The organism is Marinobacter sp. 3-2 (assembly GCF_003751355.1).
GTDB lineage: Bacteria > Pseudomonadota > Gammaproteobacteria > Pseudomonadales > Oleiphilaceae > Marinobacter > Marinobacter adhaerens.
The window spans coordinates 116,977-135,540 of record NZ_RJUQ01000013.1; the positions used below are offsets into that span (position 1 = coordinate 116,977).

The 18,564-nt window shown below is 57.0% G+C and carries 19 protein-coding genes; 7 read left to right on the forward strand and 12 right to left on the reverse strand.

The genetic code is table 11. From position 1 onward, the window contains the following. Nucleotides 1-44: 44 nt before the first annotated feature. Nucleotides 45-701, forward strand: coding sequence for a metallophosphatase domain-containing protein (locus EDB94_RS07965; protein ID WP_108018043.1), 657 nt, complete (start codon nt 45-47; stop codon nt 699-701). A gap of 85 nt (nt 702-786) precedes the next feature. Next, a complete protein-coding gene (locus tag EDB94_RS07970; protein ID WP_041645967.1) occupies nt 787-1,794 on the forward strand; it encodes an LLM class flavin-dependent oxidoreductase in 1,008 nt (335 codons plus the stop codon). On the opposite strand, the gene EDB94_RS07975 is transcribed toward EDB94_RS07970, so the two are convergent. Then, on the reverse strand, nt 1,791-2,342 hold the full coding sequence (locus tag EDB94_RS07975; protein ID WP_041645966.1) for a glutathione peroxidase: 552 nt from the start codon (nt 2,340-2,342) through the stop codon (nt 1,791-1,793). The two genes, EDB94_RS07970 and EDB94_RS07975, sit on opposite strands and share 4 nt — an antisense overlap. Before the next feature lie 53 nt (nt 2,343-2,395). Here EDB94_RS07975 and EDB94_RS07980 point away from each other — a divergent pair, with 53 nt between their 5' ends. From EDB94_RS07980 to EDB94_RS08000, 5 genes are all read left to right on the forward strand, one after another. Then, nucleotides 2,396-3,022, forward strand: a complete 627-nt coding sequence (locus EDB94_RS07980; RefSeq protein WP_014579187.1) for a YqiA/YcfP family alpha/beta fold hydrolase — start codon at nt 2,396-2,398, stop codon at nt 3,020-3,022. Nucleotides 3,023-3,163: 141 nt separating this feature from the next. Then, entirely contained in the window at nt 3,164-4,192 is a 1,029-nt protein-coding gene (dctP, locus tag EDB94_RS07985) for a TRAP transporter substrate-binding protein DctP (protein WP_041645964.1), read from the forward strand. A gap of 108 nt (nt 4,193-4,300) precedes the next feature. Next, nucleotides 4,301-4,894: a TRAP transporter small permease gene (locus tag EDB94_RS07990; protein ID WP_008177210.1), complete on the forward strand. Its 594-nt coding sequence runs from the start codon at nt 4,301-4,303 to the stop codon at nt 4,892-4,894. Between the two features lie 35 nt (nt 4,895-4,929). Then, a complete protein-coding gene (locus EDB94_RS07995) occupies nt 4,930-6,213 on the forward strand; it encodes a TRAP transporter large permease (protein ID WP_108018044.1) in 1,284 nt (427 codons plus the stop codon). Between the two features lie 38 nt (nt 6,214-6,251). Beyond that, a complete protein-coding gene (locus EDB94_RS08000; protein WP_008177208.1) occupies nt 6,252-6,692 on the forward strand; it encodes a universal stress protein in 441 nt (146 codons plus the stop codon). Nucleotides 6,693-6,696: 4 nt separating this feature from the next. Here the strand turns inward: EDB94_RS08000 and EDB94_RS08005 are convergent, their stop codons facing one another. The 11 genes from EDB94_RS08005 to EDB94_RS08055 form a co-directional block, all read right to left on the reverse strand. Next, nucleotides 6,697-8,958 carry a diguanylate cyclase gene (locus tag EDB94_RS08005; protein ID WP_108018045.1) on the reverse strand — a complete coding sequence of 754 codons (2,262 nt, stop codon included), beginning with the start codon at nt 8,956-8,958 and terminating at the stop codon, nt 6,697-6,699. A gap of 85 nt (nt 8,959-9,043) precedes the next feature. Continuing rightward, nucleotides 9,044-9,358, reverse strand: a complete 315-nt coding sequence (locus EDB94_RS08010) for an antibiotic biosynthesis monooxygenase (protein WP_062783081.1) — start codon at nt 9,356-9,358, stop codon at nt 9,044-9,046. 62 nt (nt 9,359-9,420) lie between these two features. Continuing rightward, nucleotides 9,421-10,272 (reverse strand): ABC transporter permease, encoded by an 852-nt coding sequence (locus tag EDB94_RS08015; protein ID WP_108018046.1) that lies wholly within the window; start codon nt 10,270-10,272, stop codon nt 9,421-9,423. A 4-nt stretch (nt 10,273-10,276) separates the two neighbouring features. Next, nucleotides 10,277-11,137 carry an ABC transporter permease gene (locus EDB94_RS08020; RefSeq protein ID WP_041645960.1) on the reverse strand — a complete coding sequence of 287 codons (861 nt, stop codon included), beginning with the start codon at nt 11,135-11,137 and terminating at the stop codon, nt 10,277-10,279. After that, the gene (locus EDB94_RS08025) at nt 11,134-12,228 is read right to left on the reverse strand and encodes an ABC transporter ATP-binding protein (protein ID WP_108018047.1); all 1,095 of its coding nucleotides are present in this window, start codon (nt 12,226-12,228) and stop codon (nt 11,134-11,136) included. Before EDB94_RS08025 ends, EDB94_RS08020 begins: the two co-directional genes overlap by 4 nt. Nucleotides 12,229-12,233: 5 nt before the next feature. Continuing rightward, nucleotides 12,234-13,313, reverse strand: a complete 1,080-nt coding sequence (locus EDB94_RS08030; RefSeq protein WP_404935309.1) for an extracellular solute-binding protein — start codon at nt 13,311-13,313, stop codon at nt 12,234-12,236. 157 nt (nt 13,314-13,470) lie between these two features. Further along, entirely contained in the window at nt 13,471-14,511 is a 1,041-nt protein-coding gene (locus EDB94_RS08035) for an extracellular solute-binding protein (RefSeq protein ID WP_014579176.1), read from the reverse strand. After that, nucleotides 14,508-15,278 (reverse strand): spermidine/putrescine ABC transporter permease PotC, encoded by a 771-nt coding sequence (potC, locus tag EDB94_RS08040; RefSeq protein ID WP_041645956.1) that lies wholly within the window; start codon nt 15,276-15,278, stop codon nt 14,508-14,510. The genes EDB94_RS08035 and potC overlap by 4 nt, the downstream gene beginning before the upstream one ends. Beyond that, nucleotides 15,278-16,135: a spermidine/putrescine ABC transporter permease PotB gene (gene potB / locus EDB94_RS08045; RefSeq protein ID WP_041645954.1), complete on the reverse strand. Its 858-nt coding sequence runs from the start codon at nt 16,133-16,135 to the stop codon at nt 15,278-15,280. The genes potC and potB overlap by 1 nt, the downstream gene beginning before the upstream one ends. Beyond that, nucleotides 16,128-17,249, reverse strand: coding sequence for a spermidine/putrescine ABC transporter ATP-binding protein PotA (potA, locus tag EDB94_RS08050; RefSeq protein WP_108018049.1), 1,122 nt, complete (start codon nt 17,247-17,249; stop codon nt 16,128-16,130). Before potA ends, potB begins: the two co-directional genes overlap by 8 nt. Before the next feature lie 141 nt (nt 17,250-17,390). Then, nucleotides 17,391-18,461 carry a TRAP transporter substrate-binding protein gene (locus EDB94_RS08055; protein ID WP_172835828.1) on the reverse strand — a complete coding sequence of 357 codons (1,071 nt, stop codon included), beginning with the start codon at nt 18,459-18,461 and terminating at the stop codon, nt 17,391-17,393. Nucleotides 18,462-18,564 lie beyond the last annotated feature (103 nt).

The window sequence follows — 18,564 nt, forward strand, 5'->3', positions numbered from 1 at the left end:
GAACGGGCGGTAAATGCTATCTTAGACAAAACAAAAATGCGCGAATGTCACTGACCGGAACCGCCAACACCATGAGAATTGTCTGCATCTCCGACACCCACAGCATGCACCGCCAGATCCAGGTTCCGGACGGCGACCTGCTGATTCACGCCGGGGATTCCCTCGGGGTTGGCACACTGGACGAACTCGAGGATCTGGACCAGTGGTTCTCGGAGCTGCCCCATACCAACAAGATACTGATTGCCGGAAACCACGACTGGTGTTTCCAGGACGAACCGGCAGAGGCCCGGGAACTGGTACGTAACGCTCATTATTTGCAGGACAGCCCGTTGGAGCTTGCCGGCCTGAAGTTCTGGGGCAGCCCGTGGACGCCAGTGTTCTTCAACTGGGCATTCAATCTGGAACGGGGCGATGCCATTGCCGAGCGCTGGGCCCGCATCCCCGGAGACACCGATGTCCTCATCACCCACGGGCCTCCCGCGGGTATTCTGGATGTGATCGATTCACCTACTGGCACAATACGACCAGGTTGCGACGACCTGGCTGAACGAGTCGCCAGACTGTCCCTGAAGCTACACATCTTCGGTCACATCCATGAGGGTTACGGCCAGGAACAGATTGGCGACTGTCTCCACGTAAATGCCAGCACCTGTAACGGCAGCTTCAAACCGCTGAACCCGCCGATTGTGATCGATCTTTAGCACCGTTCGCAGCTAATCTTGAAACAGGCGCCCGCAGACACCATGTTTTCTATCTCTCGAATTCCACTTTTACTGCGGGAGCTCCATGCCTGACTGTCCAGATTACTCGCTGCTCGAACTGGCCTCCGTCCGCGAGGGCGACTCGGTAGGCACCACGCTTGCCAACAGCGTGGCCTATGCCCAACGGGCCGAGAAACTCGGTTTCAAGCGCTTCTGGCTGGCCGAGCATCACAACATGGAAGGCATCAGCAGCTCCGCGACGTCTGTCCTGATCGGACACATCGCAGGCAAAACGAAGTCTATTCGGGTCGGTTCCGGTGGTGTCATGCTGCCCAACCACCCGCCACTGGTCATTGCCGAGCAATTCGGAACACTGGAGAGTCTGTACCCGGGGCGGATTGACCTTGGACTGGGCCGCGCGCCGGGCACTGACCCGGTGACCGCGCGGGCCCTGAGGCGCGACGGCCTGGGTGCTGAACAGTTTCCTGAGGATGTCGCCCGGCTTCAGTCCCTGCTTGGCCCCCTGCAGCCAGGGCAGCCCGTGAAGGCCATTCCCGGTGCAGGCACCAATGTGCCACTCTGGCTGCTGGGATCAAGCCTTTACAGCGCCCAGCTGGCCGCCATGCGCGGCCTGCCCTATGCCTTCGCCGGACATTTCGCACCCCGGCTCTACAGGGAAGCGCTCAAAGTTTACCGCGACAACTTCCAGCCCTCGGAAACACTTGAACAACCCTATGCCATGCTTGCCCTGCCAGCCGTCCCGGCCGATTCCATTCAGGAGGCAGAGTTTCTGGCTACCACCAGCTATCAGCGCATTCTCGCCCTCTTCCGCGGACAACCGCTGTGGATGAAACCGCCTGTAAACAGCATGGACGGGCTCTGGAACGCAGGCGAGAAAGCCAGTGTGAAGGATTTTCTGGGTCTGCAATTGCTTGGCGATGCCGAAACGATCGGGAGACAGCTGCGACAAATTCTCTCGGACATTGAGGTCGAGGAGCTGATGTTCACGGTGGATATCTACGACCCCGAGAGGCGCCGGCATGCGCTCGACATCCTGGCGCAAACCAGAAATGCCGGGCTGGCATTGTCCTAAAGCACAGATTCCACCGCGTCGATCAGCTCCGGATCCTGTGGGCGCACCCGGCTCGGAAAGGAGTCGACGACCGTGCCGGAACGATCAATCACATACTTGGTGAAGTTCCAGCGCGGGGGTTGGCTCTGCTCATTGATGGCCCGGAACACCGGGTTGGCCTCGGCTCCGGTCACCGCTCCTGGTGCGATCATGGTGAAGGTCACTCCGAAGTTCTTGAAACAGACGGTGGCCGCCTCGGCTTCGGAATCTGCCTCCTGCCGGAAATCGTCGCTGGCGAAGCCGACCACAACCAGCCCTTTCTCCGAATACTGTTTGTGCAGGGCCTCGAGCCCCTCGAACTGCCCTGTGTATCCGCAACGGCTGGCGGTGTTGACCACCAGCATGGGTTTGCCAGCCGCGAGATCACACAGGTTTACCGTGTCTGTTGAGTGAAGCTTGCGTTGTTCATGATCGAGAAACGCCGGACAACTGTCCGCCATGACTACCTGCGCTCCTGAAAGACCGAGAATCAAAGCGGTAATTATCAGACCTCGTTTTACCTGTTTCATGGATCCGGATTCCCTGTTCAACTAAGTTTCATTTATACGCCGCAACCGGACCGATGGCTCAGCCAGCACGGTGGACAGAGCAGGCCCTGCTGCTCATCATTCAGGTGATTAAAGCGTTCAGCACCGGAGCAACATTCATCATGACAGACACCCCGATCCACGTCTTCCTTTCCCACGGCCTGGAGAGCGGCCCTGGCAGCACCAAGATCCAGGCCATGAAAGCCGAGTCGGAAACCTTTCCGGGCATTCAGGCCCACGCGATTGATCACAGCAGCACCCGGGATCCAGCGACACGGCTGGCCCAGATGCGCGAGGCAATGGCTGAATGCAATGCCAAGCCGGAAAACACCATCCTTGCCGGTTCGAGCATGGGGGGCTGGGTCTGCGCACAGACATCCTCGGAAACGCCTGTTCTGGGATGCTTCATGCTGGCGCCAGCCCTGGCGATGGCCCGGTATCCCCAATCCAGCCCGCTGATCCAGGCGGACCACCGTCAGATCATTCATGGTTGGGATGACGACGTGGTACCGGTAGCGCCGGTGCTTGATCTGGCCCGTGATCAGGGCCTTCCGATTCTTGTCCTGCCGGATGGGCACCGACTGGAAAACAGTCTTGATCGGGTCGTCAGTGAGTTCCGCGAATTCCTTCAAACCTGCCTTTCAGATATGAATCGACCGTGATTTCATGAACTTGCGAAACGGTCAAAACCATCTCTGCTGAAACGATTGTTTTGGCCATTTTCTTGCGAAAACCACTTTGTTTTGCCAGTCTTTATTAATGTAACAATAAATTTCAGCAAAAAAACGAACGGAGAAAACCCGATGAGCAGCATGAGTAAGTTCAAGAAACTGGCCGGAATTTCAGCGTTCGCATTCGCTGCGATGACCATGGCGAACTCGGTAAACGCCGCTAACTGGCGCTATGCGCACGAAGAGTACGAAGGAGACGTTCAGGACGTATTCGCCTACAAGTTCAAGGAATACATTGAGGATAACTCTGACCACACCCTGCAGGTATACCGTTTCGGCGAGCTGGGTGAGTCTGACGACATCATGGAGCAAACCCAGGCAGGCATCCTGAACTTTGTTAACCAGTCGCCCGGCTTTACAGGCTCCCTGATTCCGGAAGCGCAGATCTTCTTTATTCCTTACCTGATGCCGACCGACATGGATACGGTGATCGAATTCTTCCGCACCAGTAAAGCCATCAATGAAGACTTCCCGGAGCTTTACGCAGAGAAGGGTCTGGAGCTTCTCAAGATGTATCCGGAAGGGGAAATGGTTGTAACGGTTGATGAGCCGGTCACCCAGCCCGAGGACTTCAACAACAAGAAGATCCGGGTCATGACCAACCCGCTTCTGTCAGAAACCTATTCTGCCTTCGGCGCGACACCGACCCCGCTGCCCTGGGGTGAAGTCTATGGTGCGCTGCAGACCAACATGATCCAGGGGCAGGAAAACCCGATCTTCTGGATCGAGTCCGGCGGTCTTTATGAAGTGTCCCCGAACCTGGTCTTCACCAAGCACGGCTGGTTCACCACTGCCATGATGGCCAACCAGGATTTCTATAATGGCCTGTCTGACGCCGACAAGAAACTGGTTCAGGACGCTGCAGACTTTGCCTTTGAAGAAATCATTGTGCACATCGACGGTCTGGCAGACGAAGCCCTGGCCAAGATCCAGAAAGCCAGCGATGAAGTCACCGTCACCCGTCTGAACGACGAACAGATCGAAGCCTTCAAGGCCCGTGCGCCCCAGGTGGAAGAGAAGTTCATCGAAATGACTGGCGACAGTGGCGAAGAACTGCTGAACCAGTTCAAAGCAGACCTGGAAGCAGTTCAGAACAACTAAGACTAGAGGAACCACTCCCGCCGGCTCCGGCCGGCGGGCAGCTGTGCTAACCCCGCCCCGCCGGGGATTCCCTACCGGCAGGGAGCGACATGCTCTGGAGCAGACCCCATGTCCGAGAATTCCCCGGATCTTGAAGACGACACCGGCACCTACGAGTCCGGCCTGCCCGGATTTCTGGGGACCATCGATGAAATCATTGCCAAGGTCGAGGCGTTCATGCTGGCCGCTGGCGTCATCCTGATGGCAATCAATACCTGTGTGAATGTCATTGCGCGGTATGTATTCGGTGAAGGCCTCTTTTTCTCAGGTGAAATCAACCGGATCCTGATTATACTCATCACCTTTGCCGGCATCGGCTATGCAGCCCGCCACGGCAGGCACATCCGGATGTCCGCAATCTACGACGCACTGCCAGTCAAGGGCCGCAAGGTTTTGATGATCATCATCGCCCTGTTCACGTCTCTTGTGATGTTCTTTCTTTGCTACCACTCCTTCGGATACATCGAAACTCTTTACAGTCGTGGGCGTATTCTGCCCGCCCTGGGCTTTGAGATCTGGTGGATTTATATCTGGGTCCCGATCGGTTTTGCCATTACAGGTATTCAGTACCTCCTGACGGCCATCAAGAACTTCACCAGCAAGGATGTTTATCTTTCCACTGGGGTTGTCGACGGCTACGCGGATACAGAATCGGAAGTATGAACCCTGCAGCTGACGTTAAGGAAGGATAGGAAATCATGGCAACTATAATGATGTTGATCATGATCGGGTTGCTGCTGCTGGGCTTCCCGATGATGGTTCCGCTGATCACAGGTGCGGTGGTCGGCTTTGTAATGATGTTCGATGGCTTCGGCCAGATGGGCACCTTCGTCCAGCAGATGATGGGCGGTATCCGGCCCGCCTCACTGATTGCTGTGCCGATGTTTATTCTGGCGGCGGACATCATGACCCGCGGTCAATCGGCTGACCGGCTGATCAACATGGTCATGGCGTTCATCGGCCACGTAAAAGGCGGTCTGGCCATCAGCACCGCCACTTCATGCACCCTGTTCGGTGCTGTGTCCGGGTCTACCCAGGCCACGGTCGTGGCTGTTGGCTCCTCCCTGCGGCCAAAACTGCTGAAAGCCGGCTATTCGGATTCGTTTTCGCTGGCACTGATTATCAACTCCAGCGACATTGCCTTTTTGATCCCGCCCAGCATCGGTTTCATCATCTACGGGGTTATCTCCGAGACCTCCATTGCGGAACTGTTCATTGCCGGTATCGGGCCTGGCATCATGATTTTGATCATGTTCTCGATCTATTGCCTGATCTACGCCCATGTCAACAAACTTCCCACCGAGGAGAAGTCCACCTGGGGCCAGCGAGCCGTGGCCATGCGGGAGGCCTTATGGCCGCTATTCTTCCCGGTCATTATCGTCGGCGGGATCTACGGTGGCATCTTCAGCCCGACAGAGGCGGCGGCCGTCTGCGTGCTCTACGCTTTCCTGCTGGAATTCGTGGTGTTCCGATCACTGAAGCTTGCTGACATCTACCGGATTGCAAAGTCCACCGGCCTGATCACCGCAGTCGTGTTTATCCTGGTCGCCGTGGGCACCGGCTTCTCCTGGATTATATCCTTTGCCCAGATTCCCCAGGCGATTCTGGATTCAGTCGGGATCAGCGACATGGGACCGGTTGGCGTGATGATTACCATCTGTGTCGCCTTCTTTATTGCCTGTATGTTCGTGGATCCGATCGTGGTGATTCTGGTGCTGACACCAATCTTCGCGCCAGCAATCCAGGCTTCAGGCCTGGACCCGGTCCTGGTCGGTGTGCTGATCACCCTGCAGGTGGCCATCGGCTCGGCGACACCGCCGTTCGGCTGTGACATCTTCACTGCCATTGCGATTTTCAAGCGCCCCTACCTGGAGGTTATTCGGGGCACGCCGCCGTTCGTATTCATGCTGATAGCTGCTGCCGGGCTTTTGATTGCGTTCCCGCAAATAGCATTGTTCCTGCGCGACCTGGCCTTCAGGTGATCTGACCACCCTGGAGGGTGAATACAAAGGAGAGCGACATGTTCAAACGGATTCTGGTGGCAGTAGACGGTTCAATGACCTCCTTCGAGGCCTTGAGCAAGGCTATTGAGCTACAAGAACTGACGGATGCAGAGATCTACCTGCTTTGCGTGTACAAGCATCACAGCCTCTTTGAGGCATCCCTGTCGATCGGACGGCCGGCTGAAATGGACATCCCGGATAAAGTGCTTTCGGAGTACGCCAAGGACGTGGTGAATCACGCGAAACAACTGGCTGCGGAGCGCGGCGGCAAAAACGTCAGAGGCTTCGTTAAAGCAGGCAAGCCTTCGAAGGTCATTGTCGATTTTGCCAAGGACAAAGGGGTGGATCTGATCGTCATCGGTACCAAGGGTACGCACAGTGACAAGGATGGCCTGTTTCTGGGCAGTGTTTCGCATCGGGTAGCATCTCACGCGAAATGCCCGGTTCTTGTGGTTTAACCGTCTAACCAAAAACTTCGACCCTGTTACGGCCGGCTTCCTTGGCGCGGTAGAGCGCCCTGTCGGCCAGGGTCAGAATCTGCAACGGTTTCTCGCCACTTTCCGGCCAACTGGCAACACCCACCGAGACTGTCAGTGCGCCAAGATCTTTCTCCCGATGAATGATCGCCACGTCCCTCACTGCGCTACTGAGCTGGCTTGCCTTATCCATTGCCGCTTCTGATGTGGCTCCCGGCATCACCACCACGAACTCTTCACCGCCATAGCGGCAAACAAGATCACTCTCACGGAACTGCTTTTGCAGGATGCCCGCAACTATTTTGAGGGCATTATCTCCAGCTTCATGACCGTGAGTATCGTTGAACTTCTTGAAGTGATCGATATCGATGATCAACAGCGACAGCGGAAGATCGTTGCGCTGTGCAACAGCGCTCTCATGCTCGAAAAGCTGATCAAAGTAGCGGCGGTTTTTAAGCCCGGTTAGTCCATCCTCGTACGAAAACTTCTGCAACTCTTCCCGAAGAGCAATGCTGGAGAGAGTAATACTGATTCTCTGAATGGCCTGATCCAGTGCCGCTAAAAGACGGGCCGAACCATACTCGCTCTCTGCGTTATCGAAAACGCCATCCCCCTCCAGCAGCAGAATGCCTTCAGTGACGTTACCCGCGCTGGCTGACTCCACGTTCACCCAGAAGCAAAGCGTGGCACTCTCGACTTCTCTATCCACCCCTTCGGCGCCATGCCACTGTCTCAGTTGCGGCAGCCTGGAGGGTTCCGGCAGACCTTTGCGGGCGTCCAGCAACACCGGCAGAGGGACCGGGCGGCTGAATCCCCAGACAGCGACGCGATCGTACCGGTCGCTTGACCCCCTTTGATAGAAGGCGCCTTTCAGTGGGCTGCAGATATCCGGGAGCGCCCGTACAAGCAAACCGAACGCCTGCTTCAGGCCCAGACAGTCCTGGAGTTCGGTAAGAACGTCGCCCAGAATCCTGTTTTTCTCGTTTTCGAAGGTCAGCATCCGGACCCGTGCCTGCTCACGCCGGGCCAGTGCCTCTGCTTTGGCGGTACGTTCAGCCACCTTTTCCTCCAGAGACACGTTCAACCGCTTCAGCGCTTCCTGGGTTCCCGCATAGTGCCACAGAGAGATAACCACCACGGCCAGGGAGAACAGGAGCATACCCCAGCTAACCGGCACCCGTCCCCAGGGCAGTACCCCGTGGGCAACTGCCATATCTACAATCAGCAAGCCACAGAAAATGCCAAAGGCCAGTAGCAGTATCTGTTGTTCCCGCAACATCCGACGGATACGACGCAGCACCACGGCAAAAATGATAACCAGAGAAACAAGGAACAGGGCATCGAATGGCGGGAATGTCGAGGACAGATCAAACACGCCAGCAAGCGCGCCGAGCAATGCACCGACGAGATACACCAGATGAACCTTCCAGATCAGGTTGATTAACCAGGGGCGATGATTTGTCAGCCATTGTTCGAGCAGAAGCGCCAGCGCTACCGGCAGCATGTAGTAGGAACCGGCGGCCAGGTAATCCCACATCAACGGCTGATAGGCAATCAGCAGACTGGCCTGGCTTTCTGATACCAGCATCAGGGCCGAAGCGAGGGTGAACAGTGAAATACTGGCAAACGTCTTCTTTTCCGTCTGGAGTAACGCAAAAATGATCGCCAGCAGCGCAATCAGGGTAGCGAAGCCTGCGATTGCGAGAGCTTCGAGGGAATTCTTGAGGATGTACAACACCAGGTCCGGGTGGTCCATGATGGAGACTTCCCCCCACAGCCCAATGTCTGTGTAGTTGGAGAACACACGGAAGTATACGGGCTTGCCCTCATACCCCTCAGGCAGGAAGATTTCATGCCAAGGCCAGCCCTCAAAGCGGCCACGACCCTCGGCGTCGAACTCTCCATACTGGTAGATTTTCTCGCCGTCGACCCAGACCTGCACGATCAGATCGACACTGAAGATATAAAGAACGGGCTCCTGCCACTCCCCTGCGGGCAAAGTCACCCGGAACCAGACGTTTTCACGACCTTCGCGGCCAGGAGGGTTGGACGGGAAGCCAATGCTGGTCCACTTTTCCGGCGCATCCTGCAACACCCACTGGGGAACACCTTCGGAGGTAAACGGAGAGTCGCCCCAGCGGTATTCCCAACCCTGAGTTACCGGCTGCGATGCACCGTTGGCCAACGCGGGCATAAGGAAAACCAGGAGCAGCGCACTTGAGAGGCGCAGCAGGCTTATCAATGACATCAGGAAAGCGAACCCGCGTTATCTGGCGATGAGAGTTGATTATAGCCCAGCGCCCTGAAAAGGTGGGGGCTGCTTCGCCTGCTAATCAGTCTTTTTTGGGCTTCACCACCCATTCCGGGTCTTCAAACTCACCAATGGGCTTGATATCGACAAAGGGCGCCGCACTCCGGATGATGGCGGCCACGTCGGGGTTGTGCTGCCCCTCCATGGCGTCGCGCTGTTCTTTGCTCTCCCAGGAGGCAATTGCAATCAGCGTATTGGGGTCGCCAATCTTGCGATGCAATTCGGTACCCCGAGCTCCGGGCGCCTGCTGAATGATTTCGCTGGCTCTGACCCAGGCATCCGCGTATTCCTCAGCGGTGTGCCCCTCCCGGATGTGCACTTCGAAAATGAACTTCATGAGACCTCCCGACGGCTGTCTGTTGAGTCCGGTCTCGCTGCCCGTCTGCGCGGCGGATAACGTTAACGTGAGGAACGCCCCATCACCAGCAATGCCAACAGTGCGGATCCAACCATCAGCAGCAGGGCCACCGCATTGAGCACGGGCGTCGACCCCTCCCGAAGACGGTTGAACAATGCCACCGTCAACGGCGTGTCACTACCTGTGAGCATAACGGTGGTATTGAAGTTTTCAAATGACATCAGGAAGGCCATGGCGGCAGCCCCGAAAATGGACGGCAAAAGCCAGGGCAAGGTTACGGTAAACCAGGCCACCAGTGGCGTAGCGCCCAGGTTCAGGGCAGCTTCTTCCAGCTGGGGATCAAACTTGCGTAACCGGGCCGCAATCACCAAGGTGCTCAGGGTCGCGATGAAAGTGACCTGCCCCATCACCACGAGGGTCATACCAGGCCGGAAAAGATCCAGCTCGATACCCCAGGCCGATGAAACATCATTGGCCATACCACTGTAGAACACCAGAATGGATACCCCCAGAATGACCCCGGGAATCACCAGTGGCAGCAACATGAGCAGGTACAGGAACTCCTTGCCCCGGAACTGTACCCGTTCAAACAGCACGGCATTGACGCACCCCAGGGCGACGCTCACCAGAGTCACCCAGAAGGCGATCTTGGCACTGACCCAGAGCGCTGTGAGCAGACCATCGTCGTGGAAAAGCCCGGTGCGGCCCTCACTGCCATCGGCAAAATACCAGTCCAGGGTAAAGCCTTTCCATGGCAGCGACGGAAAAGGCGCATCGTTGAAGGCAAACACGGCGGTGACCACCAGGGGTAAGGCCAGATACACGAAAAATGCCACCAGATAGGCCAGATAGAGGCTATCGAAGAGCCGGGAGCGGGGAACCGAACTAATCATGACGTCATCCCATCACCTTGCGCAGCGATTGACCCGAGATCTTCAGCCCCAGCCACACGATGACCGACGACAGGACCAATAGCAGCACACCAAGTGCAGCCCCCTGCTCCCAGTTAAAACGGGTGATAAACTGGGTGAAGATTTGCTCGGTAAACCAGGCGCTGTCCTTGCCCCCCATGAGTACCGGCGTCAGATAGCTGCCAAGAGTGAGCATGAACACCACGATGCATCCGGAAACGATACCGGGCATGGCCCAGGGCACCACAATTTCGCGCAACACAGTGCCGTGACCGCCACCCAGGTCGTAACCGGCTTCCACCAGGTTTTCATCCATGCCATCAAGGGTTGTCACCAGTGGGACAACCATGAACAGAAGGCCGTTGTAGACAAGCCCGATGATGACCGCCACATCGTTGTAGAGCATCTCCACCGGGCCATCCGCCCAGCCCAGGGCCTGAAGCCAGGAACTGAACAGCCCACTTTCGCGCAGCAGAATCATCCAACCGTAAGTACGTACCAACTCACTCGCCCAGAATGGGATCAGGCAGGCCAGAAACAGGAAGCCCTTGGAGCGGCCCCGGGCTAGTCGTGCAATATACCAGGCAATGGGGAAGGCGATGATCAGCGTCAGAAAGGTCGTGAACAGCGACATCACCCCGGTGCGTACAAAGGTCCGCCAGTAATAGGATTCGGTAAAGAAGTTCTGATACTGCTCAAGGCCCCAGGCAAGGGTGTCCCAGCTTTCCCGGACCAAGAAAGATACCCGTAGCATCTGCAGGTGGGGCAGCAGCACCAGCAAAACGATCCAGAGCAGGAACGGGGTAAGCAATAACCAGAGCGATAGGCGACTGACTGAGGACCTCACAGGCTCTCGGCTCCAAAGACCCTGGCCAATGACGGGTTCCAGGCCAGCCGGATGGAACTATCGACAGACAGCCTTGGTGCCGAGCCATCCTGAGGCAGGCGGGCATAAACCGGTTGCCCGCAGGTCTCAGCCTCGACCCGACTATTGGCGCCATCGAACAGGGTGGTTCGCACTTTCGCCTGCATCGACGAGAATCCGGAACTGAGCGCATCCCCGGAGAGAACCAGAGATTCAGGCCGGATGTACAGTTCAGCCCGGTGGCCAGCCTGAAGGTTGTCCGATGCCACTCTGCCCTGAACCAGTACACCATCATCCAGACGGAGTTCGGCCAGGTTGTCGCGAACCGAGACAAGCTCTCCCGACAGACGGTTATTATCGCCAACGAATCCCGCTACAAACGGGGTCGCCGGTTCCCGATAGAGCTCTTCCGGCGGCGCGACCTGATCGAATCGACCGTCCCGCATGACGGCCACCTGGTCCGACATTACCATGGCTTCCGACTGGTCGTGGGTGATGTACACGAAGGTAGTGCCGAACTGTTTCTGGAGGTGTTTGAGCTCCACCTTCATCTGCTCACGGAGTTTCAGGTCAAGGGCGCCGAGGGGTTCGTCGAGTAGCAGGAGCGTGGGCTCCAGTACCAGGCAGCGCGCCAGGGCCACCCGCTGTCGCTGGCCACCGGACAACTCCTGGGGGTTACGGTGTTCCAGATCTGGCAGCCCCACCTGCTCCAGCACCCGGGCAATGCGCTTTCGCCGCTCTACCAGAGGCATTTTCCGGCGCTTCAGCCCATAGGCGATGTTGTCACCGACCGTCATGGTGGGAAACAGGGCCAGATGCTGGAACACCATGTTCACCGGTCGACGGTTGGGGGGCACATCGTTCATACGCTGGCCACGGATGTGGATGTCTCCCTGATCGGGTTTATCGAACCCGGCGAGGAGTCGCAACAACGTGGTCTTGCCGCAACCGGAGGGTCCCAGAATCGAGAAAAACGTGCCCGCAGGCACGTCCAAGGACACATGATCCACCGCGGCATTGCTGCCGAACCGGCGGACCAGTCCCTCACAGAACAGGTCCGAATCCATTCCCATGGGAATCAGTTCGCGGCCTGGACGCGATCCAGCACCTGACCTTCCATGGTTTCCAGCCCTGGCGGAACCGGCGGATACCACTTGATATTGTTGATGGCGGCGTCATCAAAGCTTTCGCGGTAAGCGTCCCGGAGATCGGCTTTGACAAACTCATCGGCACCTTTAGAGGCGGTGAAGTTGCCCGATGCATTGGTGATACGGGCCGCAATCTCCGGCTGCATCACAAAATTGATCCACTTGTAGGCGGCTTCTTCGTTCTCGCTGCGACGTGGAATCGCAAAGGTATCAATCCAGCCCAGGGCACCGGATTCGGGAGCCACAAACCGGATGTCCGGGTTTTCAGCGTTGAGCTTCCAACCGCCGGCATCCCAGGCCATGGCCGCTTTCACTTCACCGGTGCGCAGCAGGGCCAGCAGTTGGTCGCCGCCGGTCCAGTAGGTTTTCACATTGCTCTTGCAGTCAATCAGCTTGTCCTCAACCTTTGTCATGATGGTCTCGTACTCGTCGCGATTGTCATAGGCCGCAAACGGGTCCATCCCCATGGCAAAGGCAAAACCGATCAGGGTGGGCCGCTTGAGTCGGTAGCTGACCTGGCCTTCAACAGCGGTATCGCAGAGGTCGATATAATCAGTTACGGTATCGGCCACCGAGCTGTGGACGATCAGACCACTGGTTCCCCACACCGAAGGCACCCCATAAAACTTGCCATCCAGTTCAGTGGAGTCCTGGGTCGCCTTGACCATGGACGGCTGCAACTGATCGGTGTTAACGCGGCTGAAATCAATAGGCTTATAGATGTTGAACTGGCGCTGCACGCCAACAATGCGGTCCTGGCTAGGCTGGGCAAGATCAAAACCCGCTCCGCCAGTGGCTCGGAGCTTGGAGATCATGTCCTCGTTATTGGAGAGGGTTACTTTCACATCGATGCCGGTCTCCTCCTCAAACTGGGCGACCACATCGTCGGGAGCATAGCCACCCCAGGTAATCAGGCGCAGCTCTTCAGCCAGGGTGTTGGCAGAGAAGCTGCCAGAGGCCAGGGCTGCAGACAGCAAAAAAGCACGGTTCCGTGTCGAGCGAGAGGGCATGATCATAACGTGTCCTTACTGATGGCAAGTTCAAGAGTTTGCTAACCATTTGTTATCAGGAAGTTATAGACCATGTATTGCAGTTTTGTGAAACCCGGTACGAAAAAACGGAGGCCGAAGCCTCCGTTTTCCGTAGCGCGATGCAGTATCCGCGCCCTTAGCGACCGGACTTCAACATTTCCCAGTATTTGGCATACACCTGCAGGGCATCGTCGCCGATATCGGTCTGGAACTCGGCATTGATCATATCGGTGGCGTTCGGATAGCTCGCACGGTTATTCGCAACCTCGTCCGGCAACAGATCCCGCGCCGCCAGGTTTGGTGTGGCGTAACCGATTTCCTCACTGATCAGCGCAGAGATTTCAGGTTGCAGCACGAAACTGATGAACTGATGGGCCGCTTCCGGATTCTTGGCGTTTTTCGGAATAACGAAGCTGTCCAGCCAGGCAATGATACCCTCTTCCGGATACACATATTCGAGCGACTCCATGGTGTCCTTGCCCATAACGGCCTCGCCGTTCCAGATCATGCCCACGTCGGCCTCACCTTCCAGGTAGGGCATGCGGGGCGCATCGGAGTTGAAGGTGCGAACCGAAGGCATCAGCTCGGCAAGCTTTTCATAGGCTGCCTCGATCTCGTCCGGATTGGTGCTGTTGCCGGAATAGCCCAGCACCCGCAGGCCAACGTGGAAAACTTCCCGCATGTCGTTGGTGAGCATCACCCGGCCATCGAAGCGATCTTCCCACAGGTCTTCCCAGGCAGTAACAGGCTCACCTTCGATATCTGCAGTATCCACGGCCAGACCCGTGGTGCCCCAGAGATAAGGCACGGAGAATTGGTTCTCCGGGTCGATATCCAGGTTTACCAGCTCCGGATCCAGGTTATCGAAGCCCTCGATCTTGCTGCGATCAATCGGTAGCAGCAGGTCTTCCTGGCGCATTTTGCTGACGTAATAGGTCGACGGCACCGCAAGGTCATAAGCCGCACTGTCGTCCAGCAGTTTCAAACGGGCATACATGGCCTCGTTACTGTCGTAGGTGGTGTAGACCACCTGGATGCCGGTTTCCTCGGTGAAACGGTCTAGGACTTCCTGAGGCATGTACTCAGACCAGTTATAGAGGTTAAGAACCTGGGGCTCCTCGGAACTGCACCCCGTTAACCCCACCGCCAGCAAGCCGGCAAGTGCCAGTTTCTTCATCGTTTGCTCCTTATCAGAATCCATTGAGACAACATCAGCATAACCAGTGAAAACACCAGCAACAGTGTGCCCAGGGCATTCACCTCGGGTTTCAGGCCCACACGCACCATGGAGTAAATGCGAAGGGGCAGAATTTCATAGCTGGGGCCACTGACAAACGTACTGACCACCACATCATCGAGGGACAGTGTAAACCCTAGCAGCCAACCTGCCAGTAACGCCGGCATGATCACCGGGATCAACACTGTGCGGGTCATCGTGAAATCAGAAGCGCCCAGATCCCGGGCTGCCTCGGGCAGGCTCTCGTCGAAACCACTCAACCGGGCCATGACCGTGATCACCACAAACGGCAGACAGAAGGTGACATGGGCCAGCAGCAGGGAAACGTAACCCAGCTGCAGCCCTACCAGAAGGAACAGGGCCAGCAGGGAGATCGCCAAGACAATCTCTGGAGACATCATCACCACAAACAGCATGCCGTTCAGCAGCTTTTTGCCCCGGAACCGGTACCGGTGCAGGGCCAGGGCGGTCAGGGCACCTATCACCGTGGACACAGTGGCCGCAGACAGCGCCAGCCAGAGCGAATTCCACATGGCGGTGACCATGGCCCGGTTGTTAAACAGCGATTCGTACCAGCGCAGGCTGAGGCCACCCCAGGCATAGCCGGTGCGGGACTCGTTGAACGAGAACACCACCAGCACCACGATGGGAACATAAAGCAGGAGGTAGACCAGTGTGAGATAGGTTCGGGGCAGCCACTTCGTCATCACGCGCCCTCCTCACCGATACGCCGCTTGCTCAACCGGTGGGCAAACATCAGAAACGCCATGGTCACGGTCAGCACGATGCTGGCGGCAGCCCCGAAAGGCCAGTTGCGGGCATCGAGAAACTGGTTCTTGATCACGTTGCCTACCAGCAGGTTTCTTGAACCGCCCAGAATATCCGGAACGAAGAACAGGCCCATGGCCGGCAGCAAGACCAGCATCACGCCGGCCAGCACTCCGGGCAATGTGAGCGGCACTATTACGTGCACAAAGGTGGAAAGCCGACCCGCGCCCAGATCATGAGAAGCCAGTAGCAGCTCCTGCTTCAGATCCTCAAACACCGAATACAGTGGCAGGATCATGAACGGCAACAGCAGATACACCAGGCCAATGATCACTGCGCCCTCGGTGTAAAGCAGCTGCAGCGGCTCATCGATAAGCCCGATCGACATCAAGGCGCTGTTCAGCAGCCCATTGGTGGCGAGGATCAGCTTCAGTGCGTAGGTGCGCACCAGAGAGTTGGTCCAGAACGGCACGATCAGAAGGAAGATCAGGACCAGCTGACGTTGCTTGCCCACTTTGGACAGGGCCCAGGCAAACGGATAGCCAATCAGCAAACACACCAGCGTGGTCATCGCCGCCATGTACAGGGAATGCAGGAAGACGTCCAGATACAGCGGATCAAACAGCTGGCGATAGGCATCCAGGTTCAGGGGCAGCGACAGAAACGAGACCGGGTCACGGGTCATGACACTGGCGCCTACCACTAGTAGATTCGGCGCCAGTACCAGGAACAGGAGCCAGCCCCAGACCAGAATCAGGACAGCGTTTTTGAACGGCTGCTGCATAATGCTATGCATCGGCCGGCAGTTCCTCTTCGCTCCTCTGGCTGGCTTCTTCTGGAAGCAGCCATTCCCAACCATCAACCCAGCTGACTTTTACGGGCTCTCCAAGCCGGTAATCAAACGCCGGGTCATCTTCATCAAAGAATTCACTGGCCAGAACTTCGGTGCCATCGGCGAGATGGATGACCGAATCCAGCGTGCTGCCCTTGTAATTGCGCTCGACAATCTTGCCTGCGACGCCGTTCTCGTCGTCAGGCTCGAGAACCCGGATATCTTCCGGTCGCAGCAGGACATGCAGGGACTGCTCGGCCTGCACCGGAAAATCCGGACGACGCAGTGTTCGCTTGAGGCCAAACACATCCACCGTAATGGAACCGTCCTGAACCGACTCAACGGTGCCCGGAAAAAAGTTCGTCTCACCCACAAACCGCGCGGTGAACAGATTCGCCGGTCGCTCATAGACTTCCCGGGGCGTTCCCAGTTGCTGAACGAGGCCATCCTTGAGCACCACCACCCGATCCGACATCGACAGCGCCTCTTCCTGATCGTGGGTCACAAAGACAAAGGTGATGCCGAGCTCTCTCTGCAGTCGCTTCAGCTCCACCTGCATGGTGCGACGCAGTTTGTAATCGAGGGCCGAAAGGGGTTCATCCAGCAGTAGCAGGCGTGGGCGTTTGACCACCGCGCGGGCAATGGCGACCCTCTGCTGCTGTCCGCCGGACAACTGATGGGGTTTGCGCCGGGCAAAATCCTGCAACTGCACCATGGCCAGGGCTTCATCGACACGCTGGCGAATCTCGTCCTTGGGACGTTTTTCCATCTTCAGGCCGTAGGCCACGTTGTCGAACACTGACATGTGGGGGAACAGCGCGTAGTGCTGGAAAACGGTATTCAGCGGCCGGTTTTCCGGGGCGGTGTGAGTGAGATTTTCTCCCGCCAGGGTAATGGTGCCCTCGTCAGGATGCTCAAAGCCCGCCATCAGGCGCAGCAGCGTAGTCTTACCGCAACCAGAAGGCCCCAACAGGGTAATGAACTCGCCGTCGTAGATCTCAAGATCCAGACCGTCGAGCACCGTTTTGCCACCGAATTGCTTGGAAAGATTGCTCAGGGATAGCAGTGTCTGTTTCATCGGCGCTGCCCAAAGAATGAGCGGCCTATTTTTCCAGAAACCGACGCAAACAAAAAGGGGCGCCGGAGTATTACAGCCCCGGCGCCCCTTTGACTGACAAAGCCCTCAAGCCTTCGACGGGCTCTCAGGTATTGTCAGGCTTCAGTCTTCAGCCACACTGTTCAGATAGGCCTTGTCGGAAATGTTGGTCCACTGACGAACCTGCTTGAGGTAGTCACGCTGTGAATCGATAATTTCCTTCGCCAGCGGATCTTTCTCAGCGGCTTCGGCCAGCAACCGGTTAGTGGTGCTGCGCAGGGCATCAATGACTTCCGGCGGGAATACCTTGTGAGTCACATCCGGATAGTCTTCTTTCATGCGATCCCAGGCGACACCACTCTGGTGGGTGCTCTGGATGTACATGTCATAGGCAGCGGTGCGCATGGAAACCCGCAGGATCTCCTGCAGATCCTTTGGCAGCTCTTCCCAGGTCTTCTTGTTGATAAGGAACTGGACTTCCGCGCCCGGCTCCTGCCAACCCGAATAGTAGTACTTGGCGATCTGATGAAAGCCCATCTGGAAATCGAGGGCAGGGCCGACCCACTCAACGGCGTCCACGGTGCCACGCTCGAGGGCAGTATAGAGCTCACCTGGCGGCAGGTTGGTCACGGCAACGCCCAGTTCAGACATAACCTCGCCGGCAAAACCGGGGGTGCGCATCTTCAGGCCCTTGAGGTCTTCAAGGGAGTTAATCTCCTTGCGGAACCAGCCACCCATCTGATTACCGGTATTACCACCCGGGAAGGAGAGCATGCCGTAGGGCTCATACACCTTCTGCATCAGCTCCATGCCCTCACCGTGGTAGAACCAGGCGTACATCTCGGGCGCGATCAGCCCGAACGGAATGGTGGTGAAGTACATGGCGTTCGGGATAGAGCCCTTGTAGTAATAGGACGCGGTATGGCCCATGTCGTACTGGCCATTGCGCACCAGATCAAAAATCCCGAAAGGCGCCTTGTGCTTGTTGGACGGATCTATGCGAATCTGCAAGCGGCCGTCTGACATGGTTTCTGCCATGTCCGCCATATGCTGAACTGTCTCTCCCAGTACCGGAGAGTTGGGCCCCCAGGTTTGCGCAAGGCGCAAGGTATAGTTTTCCTCGGCCACCGAGGACACGCTGAACACAGTCGCTGCAGCGGCCACGGCCGCAAGCAGTGTTTTCCGGATTGTCATTGTGTTGGCTTCCATTATTGTTGGTATGAAAACAGGTATTTCTTTCGCGTGACCATCATAGCTTCCTCATGGTGTTCCGCCAATCGGCAGAACACCATGAGCC